Here is a 23,752-nt window from a genome sequence, read left to right on the forward strand (position 1 = left end):
GATTCCAGTCTGGTGATCGGGTGCGGTCGGCGGTCAGGCGCTGCGGTGCAGGCTGACCACCTGCGATTCGGCCTCGGGACGATACTCCGGAACCCAGTCCGAGAGCAGCCGGCGCAACTCGACCTCGTCAAAGCGCAGGCTCGCCTGACGGGCCTGGTGCAGGGCCGCGTCCAGCGCGGCGCGCGGCAGCGGCCTTCCCTGGGCCAGCCAGATCTTCGGGTGCCGTGTGTGCTCGTAGCTTTCCTGGGCGTGGAAGATCTCCTCGAACAGCTTTTCGCCCGGGCGCAGGCCGGTGTAGACGATCGGAACGTCGTGGTCCGGCACCTTGCCGGTGAGCAGGATCATCTGCTCGGCGAGATAGCGGATGCGCACCGGCTCTCCCATGTCGAGGGCGAACAGTTCGCCGCCCTCGCCGAGGGTCATCGCCTGCAGGATCAGCTGGCAGGCCTCGGGAATGGTCATGAAGTAGCGGGTGATCTCGGGGTGGGTGACGGTCACCGGCCCGCCGCGGCGGATTTGCTCGCGGAACAGCGGCACCACCGACCCGGCCGAGTCGAGCACATTGCCGAAGCGCACGGTGACAAAGCGGGTCTCGCCCTCGCCCGCCAAGGCCTGGCAGACGATCTCCGCCCAGCGCTTGGTGGCCCCCATCACGTTGGCCGGATTGACCGCCTTGTCCGAGGACACCAGAAGGAAGCATTCCACCTTGTGGCGCAGGCAGGCGAGCGCCAGTACCTGGGTGGCCAGCACGTTGTTGCGCACCGCCTCGCGCACCTGCGGCTGCAGCAGCGGGACGTGCTTGTAGGCCGCCGCGTGGAAGACCAGCTGCGGGCGCGCGGTGGACAGCGCATGGTCGACCGAGGCGGCGTCGCCGGCGTCGCCCAACAGGCAATCGATCAGCACATCCGGGAAGGCCGCGCGCAGCTCCTGCTCGATGCGGTAGAGGTTGTACTCCGACTGTTCGAGGATGGTCAGCCGTTCGACGCCAAGGCGGGCGACCTGCCGGCACAGCTCCGAACCGATCGATCCACCTCCCCCGGTGACGAGGACCCGCTTGCCCGAAAGCGCCAGACGGATCGCCGACCAATCCAGCTCGACCGGCTCACGGCCAAGCAGATCCTCGATGGCCACTTCCTTGAGCTCGGAGAACGAGCTGCGGCCCTCGACCACGTCGCGCAGCCGCGGCACGGTGCGGAAAGGCAGACCACTGCCCTCGCAGAGCTCGACGACGCGCTGCATCTGCTGGTTGCTGGCGCCGGGAATGGCGATCAGCAGCATCTCGGCGGCCACCTCGCGGGCCAGTTCGCCCACCCGGTCGATGCCACCCAGCACCGGCACGCCGTGGATGCGCGAGCCGCGCAGCGCGCGGTTGTCATCAAGGAAGCCGACCGGGCGCAGTCGGTTCTCGCGCTTGAGCTCACGCAGAAGGGTCTCGCCGGCGCGTCCGGCGCCGAGGATCAGGACGCGCCGCTCGCCGCTGCGGCTCGGTCCGCCGTAGCGGCTGTCCTTCCAGTAGCGATAGATCAGCCGCGGCGCGCCCAGCAGGACCAGCAGGATCAGCGGATACAGGAACAGCACGCCGCGGGACACGCCCTCGAGGCGCGAGAACAGGAACATGCCAAGGGTGATCGCCAGGGTGCCGAACAGCGCTGCACGCGCGATGTTCCACAGATCCGGCAGGCTGGCGAAGCGCCACAGGCCGCGGTACAGGCCGGTCCACCAGAAGACCATGGCCTGTGCCGCCAGCACCACCCACAACGCCTCGCTCCACCACGGCACGTCGCGCGGCTCGCGCAGCCTCGAGGCGATGATCCAGGCCAGCCAGACCATGCCGAGGTCGTGCAGCACCACCGCCACCCGCGGATGGATGAGGCCAACCCAATGAGCCAGTCGTTTCACCGCAACGCTCTCCTGCGCCTGCGCGTCAGCACTCGCCGACGACCTTGCCACCAGAGCAGCCCGCCGGCCAGATACAGTCCGGCCACCAGCGACCACTCGCCCTGCGGCCGCAGCAGGAAGAAGGCGCCCATGGCCAGCGTCCAGCCTGCATACGCGGTGGTCACCGCGGCATGGCTGGCCCCGCTTCGGACCAGCCACTGGTAGAGATGTTCCCGATGGGCCCGGGCGAGGTTCTTGCGCGCGCGGGCCCGCGCGGCCAAGGTCAGGCCGCCATCGATCAGGAAAGCCGAGGGCAACAGGGCCAGGGCGGCGAGGCCAGCCGCCCCCTCGCGCCAGGCGAGCAGGCCGAGCAGGCCGACCATCAGGCCCAGCGCCCCGCTGCCGACATCGCCGAGGAAGATCCGTGCGCGGGGGAAGTTGAACGGAAGAAAGCCCAGGCAGGCCACGGCCATGCCGAAGGCCAGCGTGGCCATTGCCGGATCGACGAAGCCCAGCATGACGCCGAGCAGGGCGGCCACAAGGCCGGCCTGCGAGACGGCGAGGCCGTTGATGCCGTCCATGAAGTTGCACAGGTTGATCGCGACCATCACAGCGAGCGCGGCCAGCGGCCAGACCCAGGGCGCGGCATCGGGCAGCAGCATGCCCACTGCCAGCAGCGCGGCGCCGGCGTGCACCGCAAGGCGCTGCCCGGGACCCAAGGGGCGGTGGTCATCGACCCAGCCGATCACCGCCACAGCGAACAGCGCGGTGCCCAGCGCCACGGCGTCCCAGGCTGCGAGGGTGCCGCGCAGGCCCAGCGCGCTGATCACCACCAGCAGGGTCGCGACCGGCGCTGCGCCGCCGCCGCGCGGGGTCGGTGCGCGATGCGAGCGGCGCTGGCCGGGCGCATCGATCAGCCCGCGGCGGCGTCCGTAGTCGATGGCCAGCACCGTGAGCATGGCCGTTCCGGTGGCACAGAGGATCAGGATCAGGAGCACGGGCTATTCGCCAGCCGGACCGTGGATCGGCTTGACGCTGCCCCAGGTCTTGCAGCTCGGGCACTGCCAGTGGTGGATGCGCGCGCCGAATCCGCAGCGCCCGCAGCGGTAGGCGGCCACGCCCGCCACCAGCTGCTCGCCAAGTTGTTTGAGCACGAGCAGCAGGTCGCGCCCGATGGGTTCGTCCTCGGCCAGGCTGAGGTCGATCAGCGCGCCCTGCCCGCGCACCGACGGGCGTCGACGCAGCTGCTGGGTGAGGAAGGCGACGGCCTCGCCATGGCCCTCCTCGCGCTCGATCAGCCGTGTCAGTGCCAGCAACGGCGTGACGCCCGGGTTGCGCTCGAGCATCTCGTGCAGGAAGGCCCTGGCGCGGTGCTGCTCATCGCGACGCTGGTAAGCCGCGAGCAGGGGCGGCAGCAGCTCGGGAAGAATCTCGGGGTCGTGCCGGGCGACCCGTTCGAAAACCCGGATCGCCGCCTGGTCATTACCTTGGGCAACCTCCATTTGACCTTCGATCAGCCCGGCGCGCACGCAGTTGGCCTCGGCGGAGTAGGCCCGATCCAGGTGCTCCCGGGCGAGCTGGAAATCACCCCGCTGCCGGGCCCGCTCGGACAACTCGCAATGGAACTGGGCGACCAGCTTGCCCATCGGCTCGCCGGTGCGCGCCTCGAGCCGCTGGGCGTAGTCGATGGCCTTCTCCCAGTCGCGCTCCTGCTGGTAGATGGAGATGAGGTGACGCAAGGCCTGCGGCGCGACCTGGTCGGCCTTCTCGAGGTCGCAGAACAGGGTCTCGGCGCGATCGAGCAGGCCGGCGCGCATGTAGTCCTCGCCCAGTTCGAGCACGGCGTAGGTTTTCTGGTCCTCGGACAGGCCCGGCCGGGCGATCAGGTTCTGATGCAGGCGGATGGCGCGGTCGACCTCGCCGCGGCGGCGGAACAGGTGACCCAGGGCAAAGTGGGTCTCGACCGTGCGCTTGTCCACCTCGGCGATCTCAAGGAATACCTCGATCGCCTTGTCCGGCTGTTCGTTGAGCAGGTAGTTCAGGCCGCGGAAGTAATTGGTCGAGAGCTTGCTGACCCGCTGTCCGACCGTGCGTGCCCCGCCCTTGCGACCGGCATACCAGCCGGACAGCGCTGCCACGGGCAGCAGCAGGAACAGCAGCGCGAGTTCGGTCACGCGCGGTCCTGCTCGACCGGCTCCAGCGCCGTGCCCACGGCACGCTGCTCGTCGCGACGCGCCCGGCGCAGGCGGCGCTGCAGGGGCCAGATCACCGCCAGCCAGAGGCACAGGCCGGCGACAAGGGCGCCGACCAGGGCGGCGCCGATCAGCGCGGCGCCGGTGCTCAGGGAGAACTGCAGGTAGTGCAGGTTGATCGCCACATCGCCGTCATTCAGGGCGCCGAAGGCGAGGCCCAGAGCGACCACCACCAGAACCAGCAATCCGCGAAGCCAGCGCATCGTGGAAGGCCCGTCAGCTGCGCGAGCGGTTGACCCGCTCACGCAGCTCCTTGCCAGGCTTGAAATGCGGCACGTACTTGCCGGGCAGCGCCACCGAGTCGCCGGTCTTCGGGTTGCGGCCGACGCGCGGCGGGCGGAAATGCAGCGAGAAGCTGCCAAAGCCGCGGATCTCGATACGCACGCCGTTGGCCAGCGAGTCGCTCATCTGGTCGAGCAGGGTCTTGACCCCGAGGTCGACGTCGTCGGGCTTCAGGTGGGGCTGACGCTGGGTCAGCGTCTCGATCAGTTCGGACTTGGTCATGCCAGGCGCTGCGCTGCGTTGGTGGCCCATGGCCGGAAAGCCGAATCCTAGCGCATCGCGCGCCACAATGCGCGCAGAAATGCGCGCCAAGTTAGTGATTCCAATAAAAAAAGCGCCGCCCGGAGGCGGCGCTTCGAAACCCTCGGGGCGGGCCGCGGCCCGCCGGCGGGTCTTACTCCGACTTGTTGCCCAGCTGCTCGCGCAGCAGCGCGCCCAGCTTGGTGGTGCCGCCGGAGGCATTGCTGTACTCCTCCAGGGTCTCGCGCAGGTCGGCCTCGTCCTTGGCGCGGATCGAGAGCTGCAGGGTGCGGCCCTTGCGATCCATACCCATGAACTTGGCCTCGACGGCGTCGCCCACCTTGAGGTGGGTGGTCGCATCGTCCACACGCTCCTTGGCGATGTCCGAGGCGCGGATGTAGCCCTCGATGCCCTCTTCCAGCTCGATCGTGGCGCCCTTGGCGTCCACTTCCTTCACCGTGCCGTTGAGGATGCTGCCCTTCGGATTGGCGGCCATGAACTGGCCGAACGGATCCTGCTCGAGCTGCTTGATGCCCAGCGAGATGCGCTCGCGCTCCGGATCGACCGCCAGAACCACGGCATCAACGTTGTCGCCCTTCTTGAAGTTGCGGACGATGTCGTCGCCGGTGGCGTTCCAGCTGATGTCGGACAGATGCACCAGACCATCGATGCCGCCGTCCAGGCCGACGAAGATGCCGAAGTCGGTGATCGACTTGATCTGGCCCCCGACGCGGTCGCCCTTCTTGAAGTTCTGGGCGAAGGTCTCCCACGGGTTCTGGGTGCACTGCTTGATGCCCAGCGAGATGCGGCGACGCTCCTCGTCGACGTCCAGGACCATGACCTCGACCTCGTCGCCGACCTGCACGACCTTGGACGGGTTGACGTTCTTGTTGGTCCAGTCCATCTCGGAGACGTGCACCAGGCCTTCCACGCCCGGCTCGATCTCGACGAAGCAGCCGTAGTCGGTGACGTTGCTGACCTTGCCGAACAGGCGGGTGCCGTTCGGGTAGCGACGCGCGATGTTGTCCCACGGATCCTCACCCAGCTGCTTGAGGCCCAGCGACACGCGATTGCGCTCGCGGTCGAACTTCAGCACGCGGACCTGCAGCTCGGCACCGACTTCCACCACCTCGGACGGGTGACGGACGCGCTTCCACGCCATGTCGGTGATGTGCAGCAGGCCGTCGATGCCGCCGAGGTCGACGAACGCGCCGTAATCGGTGAGGTTCTTGACCACGCCCGGCAGGATGGCGCCCTCGACCAGGCGCTCCATCAGCTTCTCGCGCTCCTCGGAGTACTCGCTCTCGACGACCGCGCGACGGGAAACGACCACGTTGTTGCGCTTGCGGTCGAGCTTGATGATCTTGAACTCGAGTTCCTTGCCCTCAAGGTAGGCCGGGTCGCGCACAGGGCGCACATCGACCAGCGAACCAGGCAGGAAGGCACGGACGTCCTTGATGTCGACGGTGAAGCCGCCCTTCACCTTGCCGCTGATGCGGCCGGTGATGGTCTCGCTCTTCTCCATCGCCTCTTCGAGCTCGTCCCACACCATCGCGCGCTTGGCCTTCTCGCGCGACAGCACGGTCTCGCCGAAGCCGTTTTCGAGCGCATCCAGCGCCACCTTGACCTCGTCACCGACGCCAACGTCGATCTCGCCTTCCTCGTTACGGAATTGCTCGATCGGGACGATGCCTTCGGACTTCAGGCCGGCGTTGATGACGACGACGTCATTGCGGACTTCGACGACCACGCCGACGACGATGGCGCCGGGCTTGAGCTTGGAGAGCTTTTCGCTCTGCTCGAACAGTTCGGCAAAACTTTCAGTCATGAGTTGGGTTCCGGTTGAACACACGGGCCACCGTCATAGGCGACCCACCATGTTGTGGTGCCAGAGGCACCGTTGCATAGAAAAAGCCGACGCATCGTGCGCCAGCCACCTGTCCGCTGCGCGAGCGGGACTCGTAACGCGGTGCGAGAGAAAGGGCGGCTAGCGGGCGGGGCTGGCCTGGCGCAGGGAATCCGGCAGCAGGGACAGCACCCGTTCGACCACCGCATCGATCGGCACGCCGGTGGAATCGACTGTTACTGCGTCTTCGGCAGGTTTCAGCGGCGCCACCGAACGCTGGGCGTCTCGGGCATCGCGCGCGAGGATCTCGCGCAGCAGACTGTCAAGTGTAACCTCAAGCCCCTTTTCGCTCAACTGCTTATGCCGCCTGCGGGCACGCTCCTCGGCGCCGGCGGTGAGGAACACCTTGTACGGAGCATCGGGGAAGATGACCGTCCCCATGTCGCGACCATCGGCGACCAGGCCCGGGGCCCGCCTGAAGGCCCGTTGGCGCTCGACCAGGACCGCCCGTACGCCGGGATTCGCGGCAATCGCCGAGGCCGCGGCGCCGGCGGTCTCGGTGCGCAGTTCATCGGTGGCGTCGACGCCGTCCACCAGGACCCGCGGCTCGCCATCGGGGCTGTCGCGGAAGCCCACCACGGTGCGCTCGGCGAGGCGCTGCAGGGCGTCGGGATCGGCCAGATCGACATCCTCCCAGCCGGCCGCCACCCCGACCGCCCGGTAGAGCGCGCCGGAATCGAGGAAGTGCCAGCCAAGGCGGGCCGCCACGAGGCGGCTGATCGTGCCCTTGCCCGAGCCGGAGGGACCGTCGATGGTGAGAACCGGAATCATGCTGTTCATGGCCGCGGATTGTAGCCGCTCGCGGCTCAGCCGCCGCTGGCCGGCGGCGCTGCCTTGCGGCTTTCGACGTAGTAGGTCACCCGCTGCCGCGGATTGAGGTAGGCACGCACATCGCCGGGCACCAGCACCGGGCGCAGGCCCTCGGCGATGCTCAGGCCCTCCTCGGCCTGCAGGTCCAGGATCAGGGCAGCCTCCTGCGGGATGTCCGGGTCGTAGACCAGCACCTGCGGACGCAGCGCCTGCTGCGCGTTGACCGAGACCACCATGCCGAAGCGCTCGTCGGACAGGCGCACCAGGGTACCCGGCGGATAGACGCCAAGGGTGCGGATGAGCAGGCGCATCAGGCGCTCGTCGAGGGCATGCCTTTGTTTGGCAAACAGCTGGGCCAGGGCCTCGTGCGGGGTGACCGCGCGGCTGATGTCATGCGGGTTGCACTGGTTGTCGTAGGCGTTGATCAGGCCCAGGATGCGGCCGAACAGGCCGATCTCGGCACCGCCGATCTTCAGCGGGTAGCCGCTGCCATCGAGTCGCTCGTGGTGCTGGGCGATCGCGGTAACCGCTGGCTTGGACAGGCCGACCTTCTGGGCGATGCCGACGCCGATCTTGACGTGGGTCTCGTAGAGCGCCTGCTCGGACTTGTTCAGCGGCTCCCGCTTGCCGAACAGGGTGCCCGGCAGCTCGCCCTGACCGATGTCGTGGAACAGCGCCGCCATGCCCAGCTGGTGCAGCTCGTCGCGGCGCAGCTTGAGTGCCTTGCCGAGGGTGAGCGCCAGCACCGAGACGTTCAGCGAATGGAAGTAGACGTCCTCGCCCAGCGACTGGCTCATCGAGTGGATCTGGGTATCGCCTTCGGCAAGCAGGGTGTCCAGCAGCTCGCTGACCAGGGCGTCGCCCTGGCTTGCCGCCTCCTCGGGGCGCGAATGCATGACCCGGGTGATCTGCCGCAGCTTGTCGGCAGCCCGGGTGAACGTCTTCTCGACCTCGGCGATGCGCGAGCGCAGCCTGCCAAGGCGCTCGACCCGCGCCTGCTTCTCGGCCATGGCCTTCAGCTCTTCCGGCGGCGGCGGGGGCGGCGCCTTGGGCGCCACCGCCTCGGCCAGCGCCTCCTGCGCGTGGGCCAGCGGCAAGGGCTCGGCCTCGCTGCGCGCCGGATCGTAGCGGATCTGCTTCAGGCCGAGGCGGTGCAGGGTTTCGATCTGAGCCGCATTGCGGATCTTGAACCGGTTGAAGGCGAACGGATGCTCCATCCACGACAGGTCGAGATGCACGTACAGGCCCACGCAGAGCTGCTCGGGTTGCAGGGCGGGCAGATCGGCCATCGAGACAGGCGGGCTCGTGCGGGGGGACGCCACAAGGATCGGCGGAAGCGCCGCGCCCGTCCAGCATCCCGCCCGGCACCTGCAGGCGGGCGCACGAATCGCGCTCGGCCGGGCTGTCCCTGAGATCTCTCGGCCCCGACGGTGGGGGGGGGCTCTGCCCGCCTTTCCCTGGAGACGCGACCCACTGCACTTGCGCGCCTCGAATAGGGCGGCAATGCGCAGGACGGGCGCGAAGCGGAGGTTCACCACCGCCCCCGGTCGGGCCGGCTCTTCGTAGGAGCGGACATGGCCACGACCGCGGAGGTTCGCCCTGGCCTCGGTCTGTGGAGAACACGCCACGCCGCGGTCGCGCCCATGTGCGCTACGGTCGGGCTTCGCTGCGCGTTGGCGAAGACGCATAGGGTGCGCCTTGGGCGCACCGATACGGGCGTTCGGACGGTACGCCCGGTGCGGCCAGCCGCACCCTTATGAACGTCTTCCTTGCGCCCTGATGTGACGTTCCCGGGCCGACCGAATCGCGCTGAGGCGGCGGCCGCCTGATTGAAGCCGCGAGATATCCCGCTCAGGCCGTTCGGCCCTCGCCTCGCCCCAGAGCCACAACGCAGAGCGCCCAACCGAGCATCAGGCCGAATCCGCCGACGGGCGCCAGGCGGGTGGGCAGATCGAACAACGCGGCACCAATGAGACTGCCGCTGAACAAGGTCACCGCGAGCAGCAGGATCCACCGCACCCAGACGAGCACCGCGCCGCACCGTCCGAGCAGGGCCAGCACGGCCAGTGCGTGGAACATCATGTACAGGGCGGCATGGCTCAGCCGCTGGGCATCGACCGGCTCGGCGGCGTGCGCGGCATAGGCGCCTAGCGCCACCGCGGCCGCGCCGATCAGGGCCGCGACCCCTGCCGCCGCGCGGCCCGGCAAGGGCGCGGGCGATGCGTCGGCAGGGGTCGGTACCATCGGCTAGTCCTTCGGCTTGAGGTAGGCCTCAAGCTCGCGGTTGAGGTTGCCGGCCTTGTAGGTCGGCAGCTGGAAGCTGTGCCCGGCGAAGCGTGCGTTCAGTGCCTCGACCTCTTCGCGCAGGGTCGCCAGGCGCTGCTCGCGGTGGGCCGCCGGATCGCTGACCGCCAGCGGAGCTTCGGGCGCGACCTCCTCGCCCTCCTCCTCGCCCTGCCCGGCCGCGTCCCCGGCTTCCTCGCCATCGGCCGCCTGCTGCTTGGCTTCCCAGTCCGCCTTGGCAGCGGCCTGTGCTGCCTCGATCGCCTTGCCGGCCCGGGCCTCGTCGAGGCTGGCCTGCAGCTGGGCCCAGGACTTGCCCTCGGCTTCCCAGCTGGTCACCGCGATATCAAGACCATCGGTGGTCCGGAAGATCGCCTTGCGCTGCGGCTCCTGGGCCGGCTGCGCCTCGGCGCCGGCCACATCGTCGATGCGCAGGCCCTGCAGGAAGCCAGCGGTGGCATCGGCAACGAAAGCGCTCTGCGGCTCGCGGCCGCGCGGCAGATTGGCGAGGATGAAGTCGCCATCATCGGCCTCGCTGGCGACGATCTCGACCTGGTCCTTGCCGGCGCTGACGCTGACGCTGGCGATGCGATCGGGCTGGATGTCGGTGAGTGACTTCTGCAGCCAGTTGGCGGCGTTCTTCTCCACCGCGACGTTCCGGTCGATCTGCCAGCTCTGCGCCTCACCGGCCGGGCGCACATAGGTGCCGGTGCCGGTATTGACGTTCTGGCCGACGATGATCGCCAGCGGCTCGCCGCCGCCCTCGATAGTCAGCTTCACGCCCTGGGCGTCCTCGGCGCTCACGTCCTCGACGCCGAGCCGGTCGTAGAGTTCCGGTTTCGCGGTCTTGGCCTGTACACGCTTGGCCTCGGCCAACCCCAACAGAAGGGTGCGCAGGGCGCCCGAGTCGGCCGGATAGTCCTTCTCGACCAGTCGCCAACCGTCCTCACCCTGCTCGAGGGTGGCGATCACCCGGTCTCCGGCGCCCGTCAGCGTCACCTTCTGCACGGCGGGCAGGCGCTCGGCCAGACCCGGCAGGGCCGGCGTCTGCAGGGCGGCCTCCTGGCTGGGGCGGCGGGCAGCGCTGTACCAGAGGGCAGCGCCCAGCAGGGCGACCGCCACCACGGCGAGGATCAGGGTCTTCTTGGCACTCATGCGGCAGCCTCCTTGCGACGGCGGGCGCGCCAGAACGCAAATCCGACGGCCACCAGGGTGACCAGCAGCGGCACGCCCACGATGTTGATGAACTTCAGTCGCGCCCCCAGGGACTGGATGTCGGCATCCAGCTGGCGACGCACCTGGCGCAGCTCCTTGCGGATGCGCAGCTTCTGGTCCTGGAAACGCTGAAGCTCAGCGCTCTGCTCCGCGGTGAGCAAGGTCGAGCCCTGGTCATCGCGCGCGCTCTGCAGCTCGGTCAGGCGCTGCTCGGTCTCGGTCAGCTCGGCCTGCAGCTCCTGCTCCTTGGTCCGGAAGCGATCATCTGCCTGGCGGCGCAGCGCCTCGACCGTGGTGAACGGCCGGTTGGAGGTCGGCCGGGTGCGCACCTTGATCAGGTCGGTCGAGCCGGTCAGGTTGTCGACCGCATTGATCACGAAGTTGCCGTTGTCGGCAAAAGCGTTCATCACCTTCTGACCGAAGAACTGCTGCACCTGCACCCACATGCGGTCGGCCAGCAGGTCGGTGTCGGCGACCAGCACGATGGCGGCCTCGCCCTCGCTCTCGGCGAGGTGCCCTTCCCCACTGCGATCCGGGAAGGCGGTCTTCAGCTTGCCGCCGAGGCGCGCGGCCAGCATGTGGCGCTGTCCGTCAGGGCTGAAGTCGGTGAACAGCTGCTCGGGATCGGGCAGGAAGCGAATCCGCTCGCTGCCCACGGTCATGCTGCTGGCCGAGGTCTGGGCCAGGGCCTGCAGGGTCGTGGTGGCGCCTTCCGCGGGCTCGAAGTACCCCACCGAGGACAGGTTCACCGTGCCCAGCTCGGCCGAGATCACATCGTCCTGGTTGAGCTGCGAGGGCTCGAGGCCGAGTATCCCGAGGTGCCGGGTCGGCGGCTGGTCCGGCTGGGTCTGGATCTGCAGCGCGGCCTGGGCATCGAGCACGACGCGATCGGGGTCGTACTTCACGCCCCAGGCCTTGAACAGGGGCGCGAGGTCCGATGATTTCGACTCGAACATGGCCTGGGTCGGGTCGGCGCCCTGCCCGGCCTGCTCCATCTCTGCATGCGGGTCGACGAACACCAGAAGGCGACCGCCGCGCAGCACGAACTGGTCGATGGCGTACAGCGTGTCGCTGGACAAGCCCTTGGGATGCACCAGCATCAGCAGCTGCACGTCCTCCTCGATGCTGGTCGCCGTCGGCTCGATGCGTTTGACGTCGAACAGGTTGCGCATCTCGGTGTAGACCACCACGCCGTCGGTCACCCGCCGCGTCGCCGGGTCGAATCCGGGGCCGATATCCAGCGTGCTGATCACCCCGACCACCGGCTTGTCCTCGCCGGACAGGCCGCTGATCAGTTTGGCGATGTCGTACTCGAGGAAGGCTTCCTTGTCCGGCTGGAAGAACGGGATGGCCATCTGGCCGTCGGTGCTGTTGCTGCCGGCAAGGCCAAAGAACAGCGAGCCTGCGCCCTGGCCGAGCGGCACGGCCTGCAGGCCAAAGGCCGTGGCCCGGTCCTCCTCCTCGGAGAACGGCTGCGGGTCGATGACCTCGAGCTTGATCGTGCCGCGCGACTCGGCGGCGATCTCCTCCAGCAACTCGCGCACACGGTTGGCGTAGGTGCGCAGCTGCGGGATGTTCTTGGTGGCGCTCTCCGAGAAGTAGAAGGTCAGCTGCAGCGGCTCCTCGATACGCTCGATGATCGCGCGGGTGCCCTCAGAGAGGGTGTACAGACGGTTCTCGGTCAGGTCGAGGCGCAGCCCGCGGAGCAACGCGGCGCTGAGCACCACGGCGGCGATGAACAGCAGGCCGAGCACCACCAGGGTGGTGCCGGTGAGGGTACGTCGAGTAAGCAGATTCATGTCGGCGTGCTCTCTTCGATCAGTCGGCTTTCTTGAGGTCGATCACCACGGCGCAGGCATACAGCCAGAAGCCGATGGTGAGCAGGAAGAACACCACGTCGCGCAGGTCGACCACGCCCTTCGCGATGGCCGCGAAATGGGTCAGGAAGCTGAGCTGGGCGACGGCGTCCACCACCAGCTGCGGGAAGATCGCGCCGATCGCGTCGAGCACCAGCGGGAAGCCGGCCAGCAGCATCAGGAAGCAGACCACCACGGTCAGGATGAAGGCGATGACCTGGTTGCGGCTGGCCGCCGACAGGCAGGCGCCGATGGCAAGGAAGGCGCCGGCCATCAGCAGGCTGCCGAGGTAGCTGGCCAGGATCACGCCGTTGTCGGGATCGCCGAGGTAGTTGACCGTGATCCAGACCGGGAAGGTCAGCACCAGGGCCAGGGCGATGAAGGCCCAGGCGGCGAGGAACTTGCCGAGCACGGCCTGCCACATGGTGACCGGCAGGGTCAGCAGCAGCTCAATGGTGCCGCTCTTGCGCTCCTCGCTCCACAGCCGCATCGACACCGCGGGGATCAGGAACAGGTACAGCCAGGGATGGAAGTTGAAGAACGGCTGCAGGTCGGCCTGGCCGCGCTCGTAGAGTCCGCCAAGGTAGAAGGTCAGCGCCCCGGCGAGGGTCAGGAAGATGACGATGAAGACATAGGCCAGCGGCGTGGCGAAGTAGGCGCGCAGCTCGCGGCGGAAGATGGCAAGGGTCGGGTTCATGCGCGTGCTCCTTCACGCTGGGCCGGCACGGTGGTGATCTGGCGGAAGACCTCGTCGAGGCGCCCCTGCTCCCATTGCAGCTCGGAGAAGTCGACCTTCTGCGCGCGCAGGAAGTCGCTGACCGTCTCGAACAGAGCGGCACCGGGCCTCGGGAAGACGGTCAGGCGGCCGTCCTGGGCGTCGATCTCGACCGCGGCCACGCCGGGCAGGCGCTGCAGGCCCTCGCGCAGAACCGCGGGGTTCTCGCAGGTCAGCGACACCGCGCCGTGGTAGCGCGAGCGCGCCTCCAGCTCGGCCGGGGTGGCATCGGCCAGCAGCTTGCCCTGGGCAATGATCACTGCCCGGGTGCAGACCGCATGCACCTCCTCCAGGATGTGGGTGGAGATCACGATGATCTTGTCCCGGGCCATCGAACGGATCAGTCCGCGCACCTCGTGCTTCTGGTTCGGGTCGAGGCCGTCGGTGGGCTCGTCGAGGATCAGCACCTGCGGATCGTGGAGGATCGCCTGGGCGAGGCCAACGCGGCGCTTGAAGCCCTTGGACAGTGTGTCGATCGGCTGCTGCAGCACCGATTCCAGCTGCAGCCGGCCGACCACGTCGTCGATCCGCTTGCGGCACTTCGCGGCGTCGAGGCCGCGCACGTCGCCGACGAACCGGAGGAACTCCACGGGCGTCATCTCGCCGTAGCTGGGCGCACCTTCCGGCAGGTAGCCGATCACGCGCTTGGCCTCCAGCGGCTGCTCCAGCACGTCGAAGCCGCAAACCTTCGCCGTGCCCGAGGTGGGCGCGAGGAAGCCCGCGATCATCTTCATGCTGGTCGACTTGCCGGCGCCGTTCGGGCCAAGGAAGCCGAGCACTTCACCGGGCGCGACCTTGAAGCTGATCGCGTCGACCGCGGTGAACGCCCCATAACGTTTGCACAAGCTCTGCGTCTCGATCATTTCCCTCTTTCCTGGGCAATGCCATCCGTGGGCCCTTGGTGGGCCGGACGTCGTCTTGGGTCGGCGCCACCCCCTTGGCGGCGCTGTGGCCTATACCGCGGCGCGGGCGAAAAGTTCCCGCAATCCGCGACCGGGCCCTGAAAACGAACTGGCCCGCGCGAGGCGGGCCAGTCCGGGCGTTGCGGATTCCGCTTAGCGGATCGGCCAGTAGATCTTGAACTCGGCGTCCTCGGCCGCCGTCTCGGTGATGTCGGTGAGGTATTCCTCGAAGGCGCGGTCATGGACCTGGTGGCCGTGGGTGGCGGCGTAAGCTCGCAGCTGATCACGCAGCAGCGGCAGCGCAGCCGGATGACCCTGGTAGGTGGTGGTGACCACCTTGCCGCCGTAGGTCACGCCCTGCTGCACGGTGTCCGGCAGCTGAAGGCCCGCCAGCAGCGGCAGCGGGGTCGGCTCGGGCTCGGCCGGTGCCTGCGGCACGGGCTCGCCTGCGGCCTCGGCCTTGGCGACCGCTTCAGCGTGCGCCTCGGCGCGCTTGGCGGCTTCCTCGGCCGGATCGATGAAGCTCGGATCTTCCGGCAGGTTGAACGGGATCGCCACGTCGAACTCGTAGAACTCGCCGCCGAAATTGGTGGTGATCAGCCGCACCGGACCGGCGGCCTCGAGCTTGTTGGCAGCCAGCGCCTTGCGCAGGTCCTCGATGGCCTTGACCATGGCCTCCTCCACCGCGGTGATGTTGCGCTTGGCCTTCTGCTTGCTGAAGAGCATGTTCTGCGGCTCGACTTCCTCGTGGGCGATATCCACGGTGGTGTAATCGAAGCGCGGCATGGTGGCCAGCAGGCCGGCGACATGGCCCAGGGCCAGCTTGACGTCGTCGCCCACCGTGCGGTTCACGTAGAGACCCGCATAGCGTCCGAGCAGATCCCAGCCGTAGTCGACGGTGTAGGTCCAGGTAATCAACGTGGTCTTGCCCTGGCTTTCAATCTCGACGACGGCGCGCTTGTTCTCGCCCATGGCCGGAGACTGGATCTTGTACTCGATGCGCTCGGGATCCAGGTTGTCGACGATCTCGAAGGAGCCGCTGCCGACCTTCTCGTTCTCCGAGGTGTAGTACAGCTTGGCGCCGACGCCGCGCTCCTCGCCAGAGACCGAGAACTGGATGCTCGGATCCTTGGCGCGCAGGGGGTACCACTCCGGAAACCGTTTGAACCCGTTCATCAGGTCATAGACCATCCGCGGCGGATAGTTGGTCTCGATGGAGTGCTGGAACACCCGATCGCCGGGCAGGAAGAGGCCCACCGTTACGAACAGGGCGACGACGAGCAGGACGGAAATCAGCAATTCGAGCAGACGATACATTCAGGAGCTCCAGGGGCGATGACGGCCTCGCAGCCTTCGGCAACGGGCGGCTTCCGGCCTGGCCCGGGACGGCGCACAGCGGGCCGACCCGAAACCGGGGAGCCGGTATGCTAGCAGGGAAGCGTCCGGGCGACAGCACACCCCACCACCGCCGGCCCGCCCGAGGGCTCGGCCCGGCGTGCACCGGCGCTCAGACCAGCTTGAGCTCGAAGGCCTTGAGCACGGCGCGGGTGCGGTCGCGCACGCCAAGCTTGGAAAGAATGTTGGAGACGTGGTTCTTCACCGTGCCCTCGGCCACCCCCAGCGAGTTGGCGATCTCCTTGTTGCTGTAGCCGCCGGCCATCAGCCGCAGGATCTCGGTCTCGCGTTCGGTCAGCGGGTCGGGTCGGTCCAGGCTGGTGAAGTCGTTGTGCATCGCCTCAAGGCCGGAGAGCAGACGCTGGGTCACCGCCGGCTGCACCAGCGATCCGCCGGCGGCCACGGTCTGGATGGCATCGACCAGCTGGTCGAGCGAGACGTCCTTGAGCAGGTAACCGCGGGCACCGGCCTTGAGGCCGGCCAGCACCAGCTGGTCGTCGTCGAAGGTGGTCAGGATGATGGTCGGGCGCAGGGTGCCCTCTCCGGCCATGTGCTGCAGAGCCTCGAGTCCGGACATCACCGGCATGCGCATGTCCATCAGGACCACGTCCGGGTTGATCCTAGGGATCATGTCCACCGCCTGGCGACCGTCGGAGGCCTCGGCCACGACGCGGATGTTCTCCGACAGCTCCAGCAGCGAGCGGATGCCCTGCCGGACCAGCGTCTGGTCATCGACCAGCACCACCTTGATCAAGTTCTCGCTCACTCAGGCTCTCCCAGACGTGTCCAGACGTCCCAGCGGCAGCCAGGCGTCCACCGCAAAACCGCGGCCAGGCGCGGTGTCGACTTCCAACCGGCCACCATAATGTTCCAACCGCTCGCGCATGCCGCGCAATCCGTTGCCCGCGACCAGCGCATCGCAACCGTGGCCGTTGTCCCTTGATCGTATACGCACGCCGCGCTCCTCCGGCTGCACCGACAGCTCGAGCCGGGTGGCGTCGGCGTGGCGCACCGTGTTGGTGATGATCTCCTGCGCGCAGCGCAGGATGACCTGCGCCTTGGCCGGATCCGAGACTGCCAGGCTATCCGGGGCATCGAAATCGATGCGCAGGGCGGGTACTCCCTCGACCAGCGAATCCAGCGCCTCGCGCAGGTTGATCGCATCGTCCTCGCGGAGCTGGCTCACCGCCTCGCGGACGTCGGTGAGCAGCAGCTTGGCCAGGGACTGCGCCTGGCGCACGTGTTCCTGCGGCTTGCCGGTGGTGACGTGGCTGGCGACCTCGAGGTTGAGGCTGAGCGCCGTCAGGTGGTGGCCGAGCAGATCGTGCAACTCCCGCGAGATCCGCATGCGCTCGTTGAGTCGCGAACTCTCCGCCAGCAGGGCCCGGGTGGCGCGAAGTTCGGAGTTCAAGCGTCGCTGCTCGTCCCGCGCCTGGGCCTGCTGCCTGGCCACCAGGCTGGTGACGAAGACGAAGCTGGAGAAGCCGACGTAGAGCAGGGCCTGGAACACGGCGCCGGTCAGCGGGAACGCATGGCTGAGGGCGAACACCGGGGCCAGCGCCGCGTGCTGCAGGGTCATCCAGGCAACGCCCAGGCGGACCGACAGCACCCAGGGCAGCACACCCGAGACCACCATCAGCAGGATGCCGCCGAGCCCGCTGTCGCTGAAATGGCTGACGCCCAGTGCGCTGCAGGTCAGCACAGCCAGCGCCAGCACGTCCGCCGGCCGGCTCTGCCGGCGTCCAAGCCGGCTGGAAAGGTAAACGAACGCCGCGCCGAACAGCACGTAGCTGATGCGCCAGCCGAGTTGCCGGTCCGAGGTCAGCCCGCTGGCCTCGCCGAACAGCTCGGACTCCCAGATCATCGGCACGCCCACGCACAGCCAGGTGAATACGCCGGCAAGGCTGAGCAGGGTCGCGGGGGCAATGCGCAAGGGTGGCATCCGTCCAGTGTAGCGGCGCGCAGGCCTCCTCCCCCGTGCTCGAAGTCACCCCGGCGCTGCGCTGGCCGGGCGCGCGCTTCATGCGATAATCGGCGGTGACCTCGGGAGGGTCCGTGGGTTGCAGGAATACGGAGACAGGGAATGCCGATCACCATCCGCGATGTCGCCGAGCACGAGCTCGACTCGGTTCTCGCGCTGAACAATGCCGCGGGAATCAACATCTTGCCGCTGGATGCGGCCGGCGTGCGGCACTTCTACCGCAGTGCTGCCTACTTTCGTGTCGCCGAGGTTGACGGCCTGCTGACAGGTTTCCTGATCGCTCTGGACGCCAGTGCCGACTACGACAGCTCGAACTTCCTGTGGTTCCGCGAGCGCTACCCCGAATTCCTTTACATCGACCGCATCGTGATCGCCAGCCCGCGGCGCGGCGTCGGCGTCGGGCGCGCCTTCTACGCCGACGTCAACAGCTTTGCCGAAGTCCGCGTCCCGCAGCTGACCTGCGAGGTCTTTCTCGAGCCGCGCAACGATGTCGCCGTACTTTTCCACGGCACCTATGGCTTCCATGAGGTCGGCCAGCACGTGATGCCGGGCGTGGATCGCCGGGTGTCGATGCTCGCCAAGACGCTGTGCAGCTACCCCTTCGTCAAGCAGACCTATCTCGAACGGAACGGCCTGCCCGACGAGCCCTGGCTGCGCGACCGCAGCCTCCCGAGCCGCGCCGCGCAGCGCGCCACCGGCACCTGACCGGCATGCCGTCCGAACGTCCCGGCCTCGAACAGGCCGGTGAGCTGAAGATCGGCCAGGTGGGCATCGCCAACCTGCGCGTGCGCGAATGGAACGTCCCTGCCCTGGTCGCCGAGATGCGCGAACGGGTCGAGCGCGCGCCCAAGCTGTTCCAGCGCGCGGCCGTGGTGGTCGACATCGGATCGCTCAGCCGATGCCCCTCGGCCGGCGAGATGCGTGAACTGCTCGACGGCCTGCGCGACGCAGGCGTGCATCCGGTGGCACTGGGCTTTGGCACCACCGACACCGAGAAGCTCTCGATCGAGCTGGGCCTGCCCTTGCTGGCGAAGTTCCGCGCCCAGTACGAGTCCCGGGAAGCAGCGCCCGCCTCGGCAGCCCAGCCCGAGCCGGCGCAGCCGGCGGCCCCGGCCGCCCCTGCCCAGCCGGCCCCGGCCAAGGCTTCGGCCGCCGCAATGCTCGTCCACCCGCTGCGCTCGGGCCAGCAGCACTATGCCCAGGGCCGCGACCTGACCGTCTGCGCCGGGGTCAGCGCCGGGGCCGAGGTCATCGCCGACGGCTCGATTCACGTGTATGGTGCGCTGCGCGGGCGCGCCCTGGCCGGTGCCCAGGGCGACGAGGGCGCACGCATCTTCTGCCGCGAGTTCCATGCCGAGCTCGTGGCCATCGCCGGCCAGTACAAGGTGCTGGAGGACCTTCCGGAGGGCGTTCGTGGCCGCCCGGCCCAGGTCTGGCTGGAGAACGGCAAACTGCACGTGGCCGAGATGCCCTGATCCGGCCCGATTCCTTACACCACCTCGGAGTAGCGTTCCTTGGCTGAAATCATCGTTGTCACCTCCGGAAAGGGCGGCGTCGGCAAGACCACCACCAGCGCGTCGATCGCCTGCGGCCTGGCCAAGCGCGGCCGCAAGGTGGCGGTCATCGACTTCGACGTCGGGCTGCGCAATCTCGATCTGATCATGGGCTGCGAACGCCGGGTGGTCTACGACTTCGTCAACGTCATCCAGGGCGAGGCCTCGCTCAAGCAGGCCCTGATCAAGGACAAGCGCCTCGACAACCTGTTCATCCTGGCCGCCTCGCAGACCCGCGACAAGGATGCGCTGACCAAGGAAGGCGTGGAGAAGGTGCTCAAGGAGCTCGATGAGGACGGTTTCGACATCATCCTCTGCGACTCGCCCGCCGGCATCGAGAAGGGCGCGTTCCTGGCCATGTACTTCGCCGACAAGGCGGTGGTGGTGGTCAATCCCGAGGTCTCCTCGGTGCGCGACTCCGACCGCATCCTCGGCCTGCTCTCCTCGAAGACCCGCCATGCCGAACAGGGCAAGCGCGTTTCCGAGTACCTGCTGCTGACCCGCTACAGCCCGAAGCGCGTCGAGGCCGGCGAGATGCTGTCGATCGCAGACGTCGAGGAAGTGCTCGGCCTGAAGAGCATCGGCGTGATCCCGGAATCCACGGACGTGCTCAACGCCTCGAACAAGGGCGAGCCCGTGGTGCTCGACAGCGAGTCCCTGGCCGGTCAGGCCTACGAGGATGCGGTCGCCCGCCTGCTTGGCGAGGACCGGCCGATGCGCTTCACGCAGGTCGAGAAGAAGGGCCTGTTTTCCAAGCTGTTCGGAGGTTGAGCATGGCCCTGTTCGACTTCCTGCGCGTCAAGAAGAACACCGCATCCATCGCCAAGGAGCGCCTGCGCATCATCGTCGCGCAGGAGCGCAGCACCCGCGGCGGTCCGGACTACCTGCCCGAGCTGCAGCGTGAGCTGCTGGCCCTGATCAAGAAGTACGTCCACGTCGACGCCGACGCGGTCAAGGTCGACCTGGTCAAGGACGGCGAGCACGACGTGCTCGACATCTCGGTCTCGCTGCCCGAACGCGAGGGCTGACGCGCCCTCGCCCGCTGCCCGGTTCCCATAGGGATGGGCTGGCCGGACGGGGCGTGTCTGCCAACCCGGGCGCCTCGGCGTCGATGCCGACAGCGGGCGCAAACTGGACCTGGCAATGCCGCTGCACGTAGGAGCCAGCTTGCTGGCGATCGTTCCGTCCGGGGCGCCTATCGCCAGCAAGCTGGCTCCTACATTCGGGTTTTGCGGAAGGTCTGCTTCGCGCCCGTTTATCTCTTTGTCGACTGCGGGTGCTTCCCGCGCGAGGGTGGGCTAGCCCTCCGCTGCGGCCGCGGCCGCACGCCGGCCGCGTGCCGCGCGCGCCACCAGGCGGCCGGTGCCCATGCGGATATCGTCGAACAGGGCATAGATGGACGGCAGGAACAGCAGGCTGACGATGGTCGAGAAGATCAGCCCGCCGACGATGGCCCGAGCCATCGGGTAGTAGGCCGGGCCGTCGCCGCCGATCTGCGCGCCGCCCACGCACAGAGGCAACATGCCGAGGATGGTGGTGCCCATGGTCATCAGGATCGGCCGGAAGCGCTCGCGCGAGCCTTCCACCAGGGCATCCGTGCGCGAATGACCCTGGCGACGCAGCGCATTGATGTGCTCGAACATGACGATGCCGTTGTTCACCACCACGCCCATCAGCACCAGGATGCCGATCGAGGCCATGATGGTGAAGGTGGTACCCGTCAGCGCGAACAGCCAGAACACGCCCAGCGCCGAGAAGAACACGCTGGTGATGATCGCCGCCGGCATCAGCAGGGACTCGAACAGCGCCGCCATCACGATGTAGACCAGGGCCAGGGCGATGAGCGTGTTGAACATCATCTGCTCGGCCGCCTTGTTGTTGCGCTCGAAGCTGCCGCCCAGGCTGCTGCGGTAGCCATCCGGCAGGGTGATTTCCTTCATCACCTTCTCCAGCGCGCCACGGGCCTCTTCGGTGGTCTTCTCGGGCGCGAGGTTGGCCTGGATGGTCAGCGAGATCTGCCGGTCGCGTCGGGTGATCTGGTTGGCCGCCTTCTGCACCTCGACGCGGACCAGGGACAGCAGGGGCACCTCGGTACCATCGCCGCGGCGCAGCATCAGGGATGACAGATCGTCGACGCTGAAGCGCTCGGAGCCTGCGAAGCGGATCCACACCGGCACCTCGGCCTCGCCCTCGCGGAACTCACGCAGCGGCGACCCGCGCAGGGCGATGCCCACGTAGCGGGCCACTTCCTCCGCGGAAAAGCCGTAGGCCAGGGCACGCTCGCGATCCACCTCGATGCGGATCTCCGAGTTGGCGTCACCGGTGTCCACGCGAACGTCGCGCAGCTCGGGAATCGCGCTCAGCACGGGGATCAGCGAGGTCGCGATCTCCTCCAGCACCTCGCTGGAATCGCCGCTGATGTTGAAGCGGATGCCGTCCTGCTCACCCCCGCCGCCTCCGTCGTCGTTGCCGAAGCCGATCTCGGCCCGGGCGGACTTCGGCAGCTCCTCGCGGAGGATCTCCTGCAGCTGCTCGGGGCTCATCAGGTCGGCCTCGTGGTTGCGCAGCATCAGGTAGTCGAACACGCTCGGGTTGGGCTCGACCATGGTCACGCGGATGCCGGCCCAGCCCCGCTCGGAGAACCAGGAATAGATCTGGGTGATCTGGAAGCGCTCGCGATTGGCATCGAGGAACTCCTCGACGCGCAGCACCTCCTCGGACACGGTCTCGAGGCTGTAGGCGCCCTTCCACTGGAAGTAGAACTCCAGCTCGCGGCTGACCGAATCCTGGAACATGTCGACCTTGGTCTTCTGCATCGGCAGCATGCTGACCGCGACGATGGCGAAGATCGCCAGCAGGGACAGGGCGCGGTGCTTGAGCGTCCAGCGCAGCGCCCCCGCGTAGCGACGCGACACGCGGCGGATATAGCCGGCCTCGTCGGCGAGGTTTGCCGGCGTGCGGATCCGCGCGGAGAGCATCGGGATCAGGCTGACCGCGACGATCCACGAGGCCAGCAGGGCGATGGTGATGGTCATCGCCACCTGTCCGAGGTAGATGCTGACGAAGTTGCGCTCGCCGAACAGGTTCGGTGCGAAGACGATGATGCTGGTCAGGGTGCCGGCGCTGATCGCCAGCTGCACGCTCCGCGTACCCTCGATGGCGCAGCGCATGGGGTCGTCCGGGTACTTCTCGCGGTACTGGTAGATGCTCTCGACCACCACCACCGAGTTGTCGACCAGCATGCCGATGCCGAGCAGCAGGCCCATCATGGTCAGCACGTTGAGGGTGAAGCTGCCGAAGTACATCGCGCCAAGCGTCATGATGATGCACAGCGGGATCGACAGCGTGACCATCAGGGTCGACGGCCAGTGGCGGAGGAAGGCGAACAGCACGAACATCGACAGCAGCGCGCCGATCAGACCGGCCTTGACCAGTTCGTCGATCGAACTGGTCACGCTCTCGGCCTGGTCGCTGATGACCTTGACCTGGATGCCCTGGAAGTCGGAGGTCGCGGCGATCCGGTCGACCTCGGCCAGCACCAGGGCGGAGGTATCGACCAGGTTCGCGCTGCGCTCGCGGAAGATGTCGAGGCCGACGGCAGCCTTGCCGTCAAGGCGCCGGCCGAAGTCGGTTTCCTGCTGCTTGAGGCGGACGGTGGCGATGTCCTTGAGCTTCAGGCCGCGCTCGTTGATCACCAGCTCGCGCAGCTCATCGAGGTCACGCAGCTCGCCGATCGGCTGCACGCGCAGTCGGCGCACGCCATCGTCGATCTCGCCGGCCGAGACCGAGAAGTTCACCGCCTGCAGGCGCGCGGCCAGCTCGTTGAGCGCTACGCCGTGGGCGCCGAGGCGCGAGGGAATCACCGCGACCTCGACCTCGGGCGGCGGCGCACCGCTGATGTCGACCCGGGCAACGCCCGGGATGCGCTCGATGCGCCGCGCCATGCCGTTGCGGATCAGGGTGTATTCGCCGGTCATGTCGCGGTCGCCGGCGAAGCGCACGCGCAGCAGGGGCTGGTCGGCAGGCGAGAAATTGCCGACGAAGTAGCGCTGCAGGTCGTCCGGCAGCTCGTCGCGCACGGCGTCGATCTTCTCCCGCGCCTCGCTGGCGGTGAGGTCGATGTCGCGCAGCCAGTCATCGAACATGACGAACACGCCGGCGCCATCGGCCCGGCTGTTCGAATTCATCATCCCGATGCCCGGCAGGGTCGAGAGCGCCTCCTCGACCGGCCGGGTGATGGTCCGCTCGACCTCCTGTGGCGTCGAGCCCGGGTAGGGCAGATCGACGAAGATGAAGGGGACATTGACCTCGGGGAACTGCTCGAGCGGCAGCCGCTGGGTGGCCAGGATGCCGACCAGCACCATCGAGACGTAGAACATCACGGCCGATACCGGCCGCTTGAGGCTCAGTTCCGCAAGGGTCAT

Annotated in this window: 21 protein-coding genes; 4 read left to right on the top strand and 17 right to left on the bottom strand. The window is 68.0% G+C overall.

The window, feature by feature from the left end; genetic code table 11:
- Positions 1 to 33: 33 nt before the first annotated feature.
- The 16 genes from M0G41_RS14715 to M0G41_RS14790 form a co-directional block, all read right to left on the bottom strand.
- Entirely contained in the window at positions 34 to 1,899 is a 1,866-nt protein-coding gene (locus M0G41_RS14715) for a polysaccharide biosynthesis protein (protein ID WP_343226495.1), read from the bottom strand.
- Entirely contained in the window at positions 1,896 to 2,876 is a 981-nt protein-coding gene (locus M0G41_RS14720; protein ID WP_248210610.1) for an MraY family glycosyltransferase, read from the bottom strand. The genes M0G41_RS14715 and M0G41_RS14720 overlap by 4 nt, the downstream gene beginning before the upstream one ends.
- Before the next feature lie 3 nt (positions 2,877 to 2,879).
- Positions 2,880 to 4,052: a lipopolysaccharide assembly protein LapB gene (lapB, locus tag M0G41_RS14725; RefSeq protein WP_248210612.1), complete on the bottom strand. Its 1,173-nt coding sequence runs from the start codon at positions 4,050 to 4,052 to the stop codon at positions 2,880 to 2,882.
- Complete coding sequence (locus M0G41_RS14730; RefSeq protein ID WP_248210613.1) at positions 4,049 to 4,333, bottom strand: LapA family protein; 285 nt, start codon at positions 4,331 to 4,333, stop codon at positions 4,049 to 4,051. Before M0G41_RS14730 ends, lapB begins: the two co-directional genes overlap by 4 nt.
- Before the next feature lie 13 nt (positions 4,334 to 4,346).
- Positions 4,347 to 4,634, bottom strand: a complete 288-nt coding sequence (locus M0G41_RS14735; protein ID WP_248210614.1) for an integration host factor subunit beta — start codon at positions 4,632 to 4,634, stop codon at positions 4,347 to 4,349.
- 172 nt (positions 4,635 to 4,806) lie between these two features.
- Positions 4,807 to 6,480 (bottom strand): 30S ribosomal protein S1, encoded by a 1,674-nt coding sequence (gene rpsA, locus M0G41_RS14740; protein WP_248210615.1) that lies wholly within the window; start codon positions 6,478 to 6,480, stop codon positions 4,807 to 4,809.
- Between the two features lie 159 nt (positions 6,481 to 6,639).
- Positions 6,640 to 7,338, bottom strand: coding sequence for a (d)CMP kinase (cmk, locus tag M0G41_RS14745; RefSeq protein WP_248210616.1), 699 nt, complete (start codon positions 7,336 to 7,338; stop codon positions 6,640 to 6,642).
- A gap of 26 nt (positions 7,339 to 7,364) precedes the next feature.
- Complete coding sequence (locus tag M0G41_RS14750; protein ID WP_248210617.1) at positions 7,365 to 8,657, bottom strand: cyclic di-GMP phosphodiesterase; 1,293 nt, start codon at positions 8,655 to 8,657, stop codon at positions 7,365 to 7,367.
- Between the two features lie 562 nt (positions 8,658 to 9,219).
- Positions 9,220 to 9,612 (bottom strand): DUF423 domain-containing protein, encoded by a 393-nt coding sequence (locus M0G41_RS14755; RefSeq protein ID WP_248210619.1) that lies wholly within the window; start codon positions 9,610 to 9,612, stop codon positions 9,220 to 9,222.
- Positions 9,613 to 9,615: 3 nt separating this feature from the next.
- Positions 9,616 to 10,806, bottom strand: a complete 1,191-nt coding sequence (locus M0G41_RS14760) for a DUF4340 domain-containing protein (protein ID WP_248210621.1) — start codon at positions 10,804 to 10,806, stop codon at positions 9,616 to 9,618.
- Complete coding sequence (locus M0G41_RS14765; protein WP_248210622.1) at positions 10,803 to 12,665, bottom strand: GldG family protein; 1,863 nt, start codon at positions 12,663 to 12,665, stop codon at positions 10,803 to 10,805. The genes M0G41_RS14760 and M0G41_RS14765 overlap by 4 nt, the downstream gene beginning before the upstream one ends.
- Positions 12,666 to 12,684: 19 nt before the next feature.
- Complete coding sequence (locus tag M0G41_RS14770) at positions 12,685 to 13,419, bottom strand: ABC transporter permease subunit (RefSeq protein WP_248210624.1); 735 nt, start codon at positions 13,417 to 13,419, stop codon at positions 12,685 to 12,687.
- Positions 13,416 to 14,360 carry an ABC transporter ATP-binding protein gene (locus M0G41_RS14775; protein WP_248210625.1) on the bottom strand — a complete coding sequence of 315 codons (945 nt, stop codon included), beginning with the start codon at positions 14,358 to 14,360 and terminating at the stop codon, positions 13,416 to 13,418. Before M0G41_RS14775 ends, M0G41_RS14770 begins: the two co-directional genes overlap by 4 nt.
- A 192-nt stretch (positions 14,361 to 14,552) precedes the next feature.
- A complete protein-coding gene (locus M0G41_RS14780) occupies positions 14,553 to 15,716 on the bottom strand; it encodes an SRPBCC family protein (RefSeq protein ID WP_248210626.1) in 1,164 nt (387 codons plus the stop codon).
- Between the two features lie 190 nt (positions 15,717 to 15,906).
- Complete coding sequence (locus M0G41_RS14785) at positions 15,907 to 16,548, bottom strand: response regulator (protein ID WP_248210701.1); 642 nt, start codon at positions 16,546 to 16,548, stop codon at positions 15,907 to 15,909.
- A gap of 12 nt (positions 16,549 to 16,560) precedes the next feature.
- The gene (locus tag M0G41_RS14790; RefSeq protein ID WP_248210627.1) at positions 16,561 to 17,727 is read right to left on the bottom strand and encodes a sensor histidine kinase; all 1,167 of its coding nucleotides are present in this window, start codon (positions 17,725 to 17,727) and stop codon (positions 16,561 to 16,563) included.
- Positions 17,728 to 17,877: 150 nt separating this feature from the next.
- Here M0G41_RS14790 and M0G41_RS14795 point away from each other — a divergent pair, with 150 nt between their 5' ends.
- From M0G41_RS14795 to minE, 4 genes are read left to right on the top strand one after another with little or no spacing between them, the layout of a single operon-like run.
- Positions 17,878 to 18,480, top strand: coding sequence for a GNAT family N-acetyltransferase (locus M0G41_RS14795; RefSeq protein ID WP_248210628.1), 603 nt, complete (start codon positions 17,878 to 17,880; stop codon positions 18,478 to 18,480).
- Positions 18,481 to 18,485: 5 nt separating this feature from the next.
- Positions 18,486 to 19,250, top strand: a complete 765-nt coding sequence (minC, locus tag M0G41_RS14800) for a septum site-determining protein MinC (protein ID WP_248210629.1) — start codon at positions 18,486 to 18,488, stop codon at positions 19,248 to 19,250.
- Positions 19,251 to 19,289: 39 nt separating this feature from the next.
- Positions 19,290 to 20,099, top strand: a complete 810-nt coding sequence (minD, locus tag M0G41_RS14805; RefSeq protein WP_248210630.1) for a septum site-determining protein MinD — start codon at positions 19,290 to 19,292, stop codon at positions 20,097 to 20,099.
- A 2-nt stretch (positions 20,100 to 20,101) separates the two neighbouring features.
- Positions 20,102 to 20,356: a cell division topological specificity factor MinE gene (minE, locus tag M0G41_RS14810; protein WP_248210632.1), complete on the top strand. Its 255-nt coding sequence runs from the start codon at positions 20,102 to 20,104 to the stop codon at positions 20,354 to 20,356.
- A gap of 270 nt (positions 20,357 to 20,626) precedes the next feature.
- Here the strand turns inward: minE and M0G41_RS14815 are convergent, their stop codons facing one another.
- Complete coding sequence (locus tag M0G41_RS14815; protein ID WP_248210634.1) at positions 20,627 to 23,752, bottom strand: efflux RND transporter permease subunit; 3,126 nt, start codon at positions 23,750 to 23,752, stop codon at positions 20,627 to 20,629.

Source organism: Pseudomarimonas salicorniae, assembly GCF_023156535.1.
Classification (GTDB): Bacteria; Pseudomonadota; Gammaproteobacteria; order Xanthomonadales; family Xanthomonadaceae; genus Pseudomarimonas; species Pseudomarimonas salicorniae.

What these genes read in the sequence shown, in the direction of transcription:
- M0G41_RS14750 (WP_248210617.1), bottom strand. Translation starts at nt 8,657, where the DNA reads ATGGCCGATCTGCCCGCCCTGCAACCCGAGCAGCTCTGCGTGGGCCTG.
- M0G41_RS14735 (WP_248210614.1), bottom strand. Translation starts at nt 4,634, where the DNA reads ATGACCAAGTCCGAACTGATCGAGACGCTGACCCAGCGTCAGCCCCAC.
- M0G41_RS14775 (WP_248210625.1), bottom strand. Translation starts at nt 14,360, where the DNA reads ATGATCGAGACGCAGAGCTTGTGCAAACGTTATGGGGCGTTCACCGCG.
- rpsA (WP_248210615.1), bottom strand. Translation starts at nt 6,480, where the DNA reads ATGACTGAAAGTTTTGCCGAACTGTTCGAGCAGAGCGAAAAGCTCTCC.
- minC (WP_248210629.1), top strand. Translation starts at nt 18,486, where the DNA reads ATGCCGTCCGAACGTCCCGGCCTCGAACAGGCCGGTGAGCTGAAGATC.
- cmk (WP_248210616.1), bottom strand. Translation starts at nt 7,338, where the DNA reads ATGAACAGCATGATTCCGGTTCTCACCATCGACGGTCCCTCCGGCTCG.
- minE (WP_248210632.1), top strand. Translation starts at nt 20,102, where the DNA reads ATGGCCCTGTTCGACTTCCTGCGCGTCAAGAAGAACACCGCATCCATC.
- M0G41_RS14780 (WP_248210626.1), bottom strand. Translation starts at nt 15,716, where the DNA reads ATGTATCGTCTGCTCGAATTGCTGATTTCCGTCCTGCTCGTCGTCGCC.
- M0G41_RS14770 (WP_248210624.1), bottom strand. Translation starts at nt 13,419, where the DNA reads ATGAACCCGACCCTTGCCATCTTCCGCCGCGAGCTGCGCGCCTACTTC.
- M0G41_RS14795 (WP_248210628.1), top strand. Translation starts at nt 17,878, where the DNA reads ATGCCGATCACCATCCGCGATGTCGCCGAGCACGAGCTCGACTCGGTT.
- M0G41_RS14755 (WP_248210619.1), bottom strand. Translation starts at nt 9,612, where the DNA reads ATGGTACCGACCCCTGCCGACGCATCGCCCGCGCCCTTGCCGGGCCGC.
- M0G41_RS14730 (WP_248210613.1), bottom strand. Translation starts at nt 4,333, where the DNA reads ATGCGCTGGCTTCGCGGATTGCTGGTTCTGGTGGTGGTCGCTCTGGGC.
- M0G41_RS14815 (WP_248210634.1), bottom strand. Translation starts at nt 23,752, where the DNA reads ATGACCCTTGCGGAACTGAGCCTCAAGCGGCCGGTATCGGCCGTGATG.
- M0G41_RS14760 (WP_248210621.1), bottom strand. Translation starts at nt 10,806, where the DNA reads ATGAGTGCCAAGAAGACCCTGATCCTCGCCGTGGTGGCGGTCGCCCTG.
- M0G41_RS14765 (WP_248210622.1), bottom strand. Translation starts at nt 12,665, where the DNA reads ATGAATCTGCTTACTCGACGTACCCTCACCGGCACCACCCTGGTGGTG.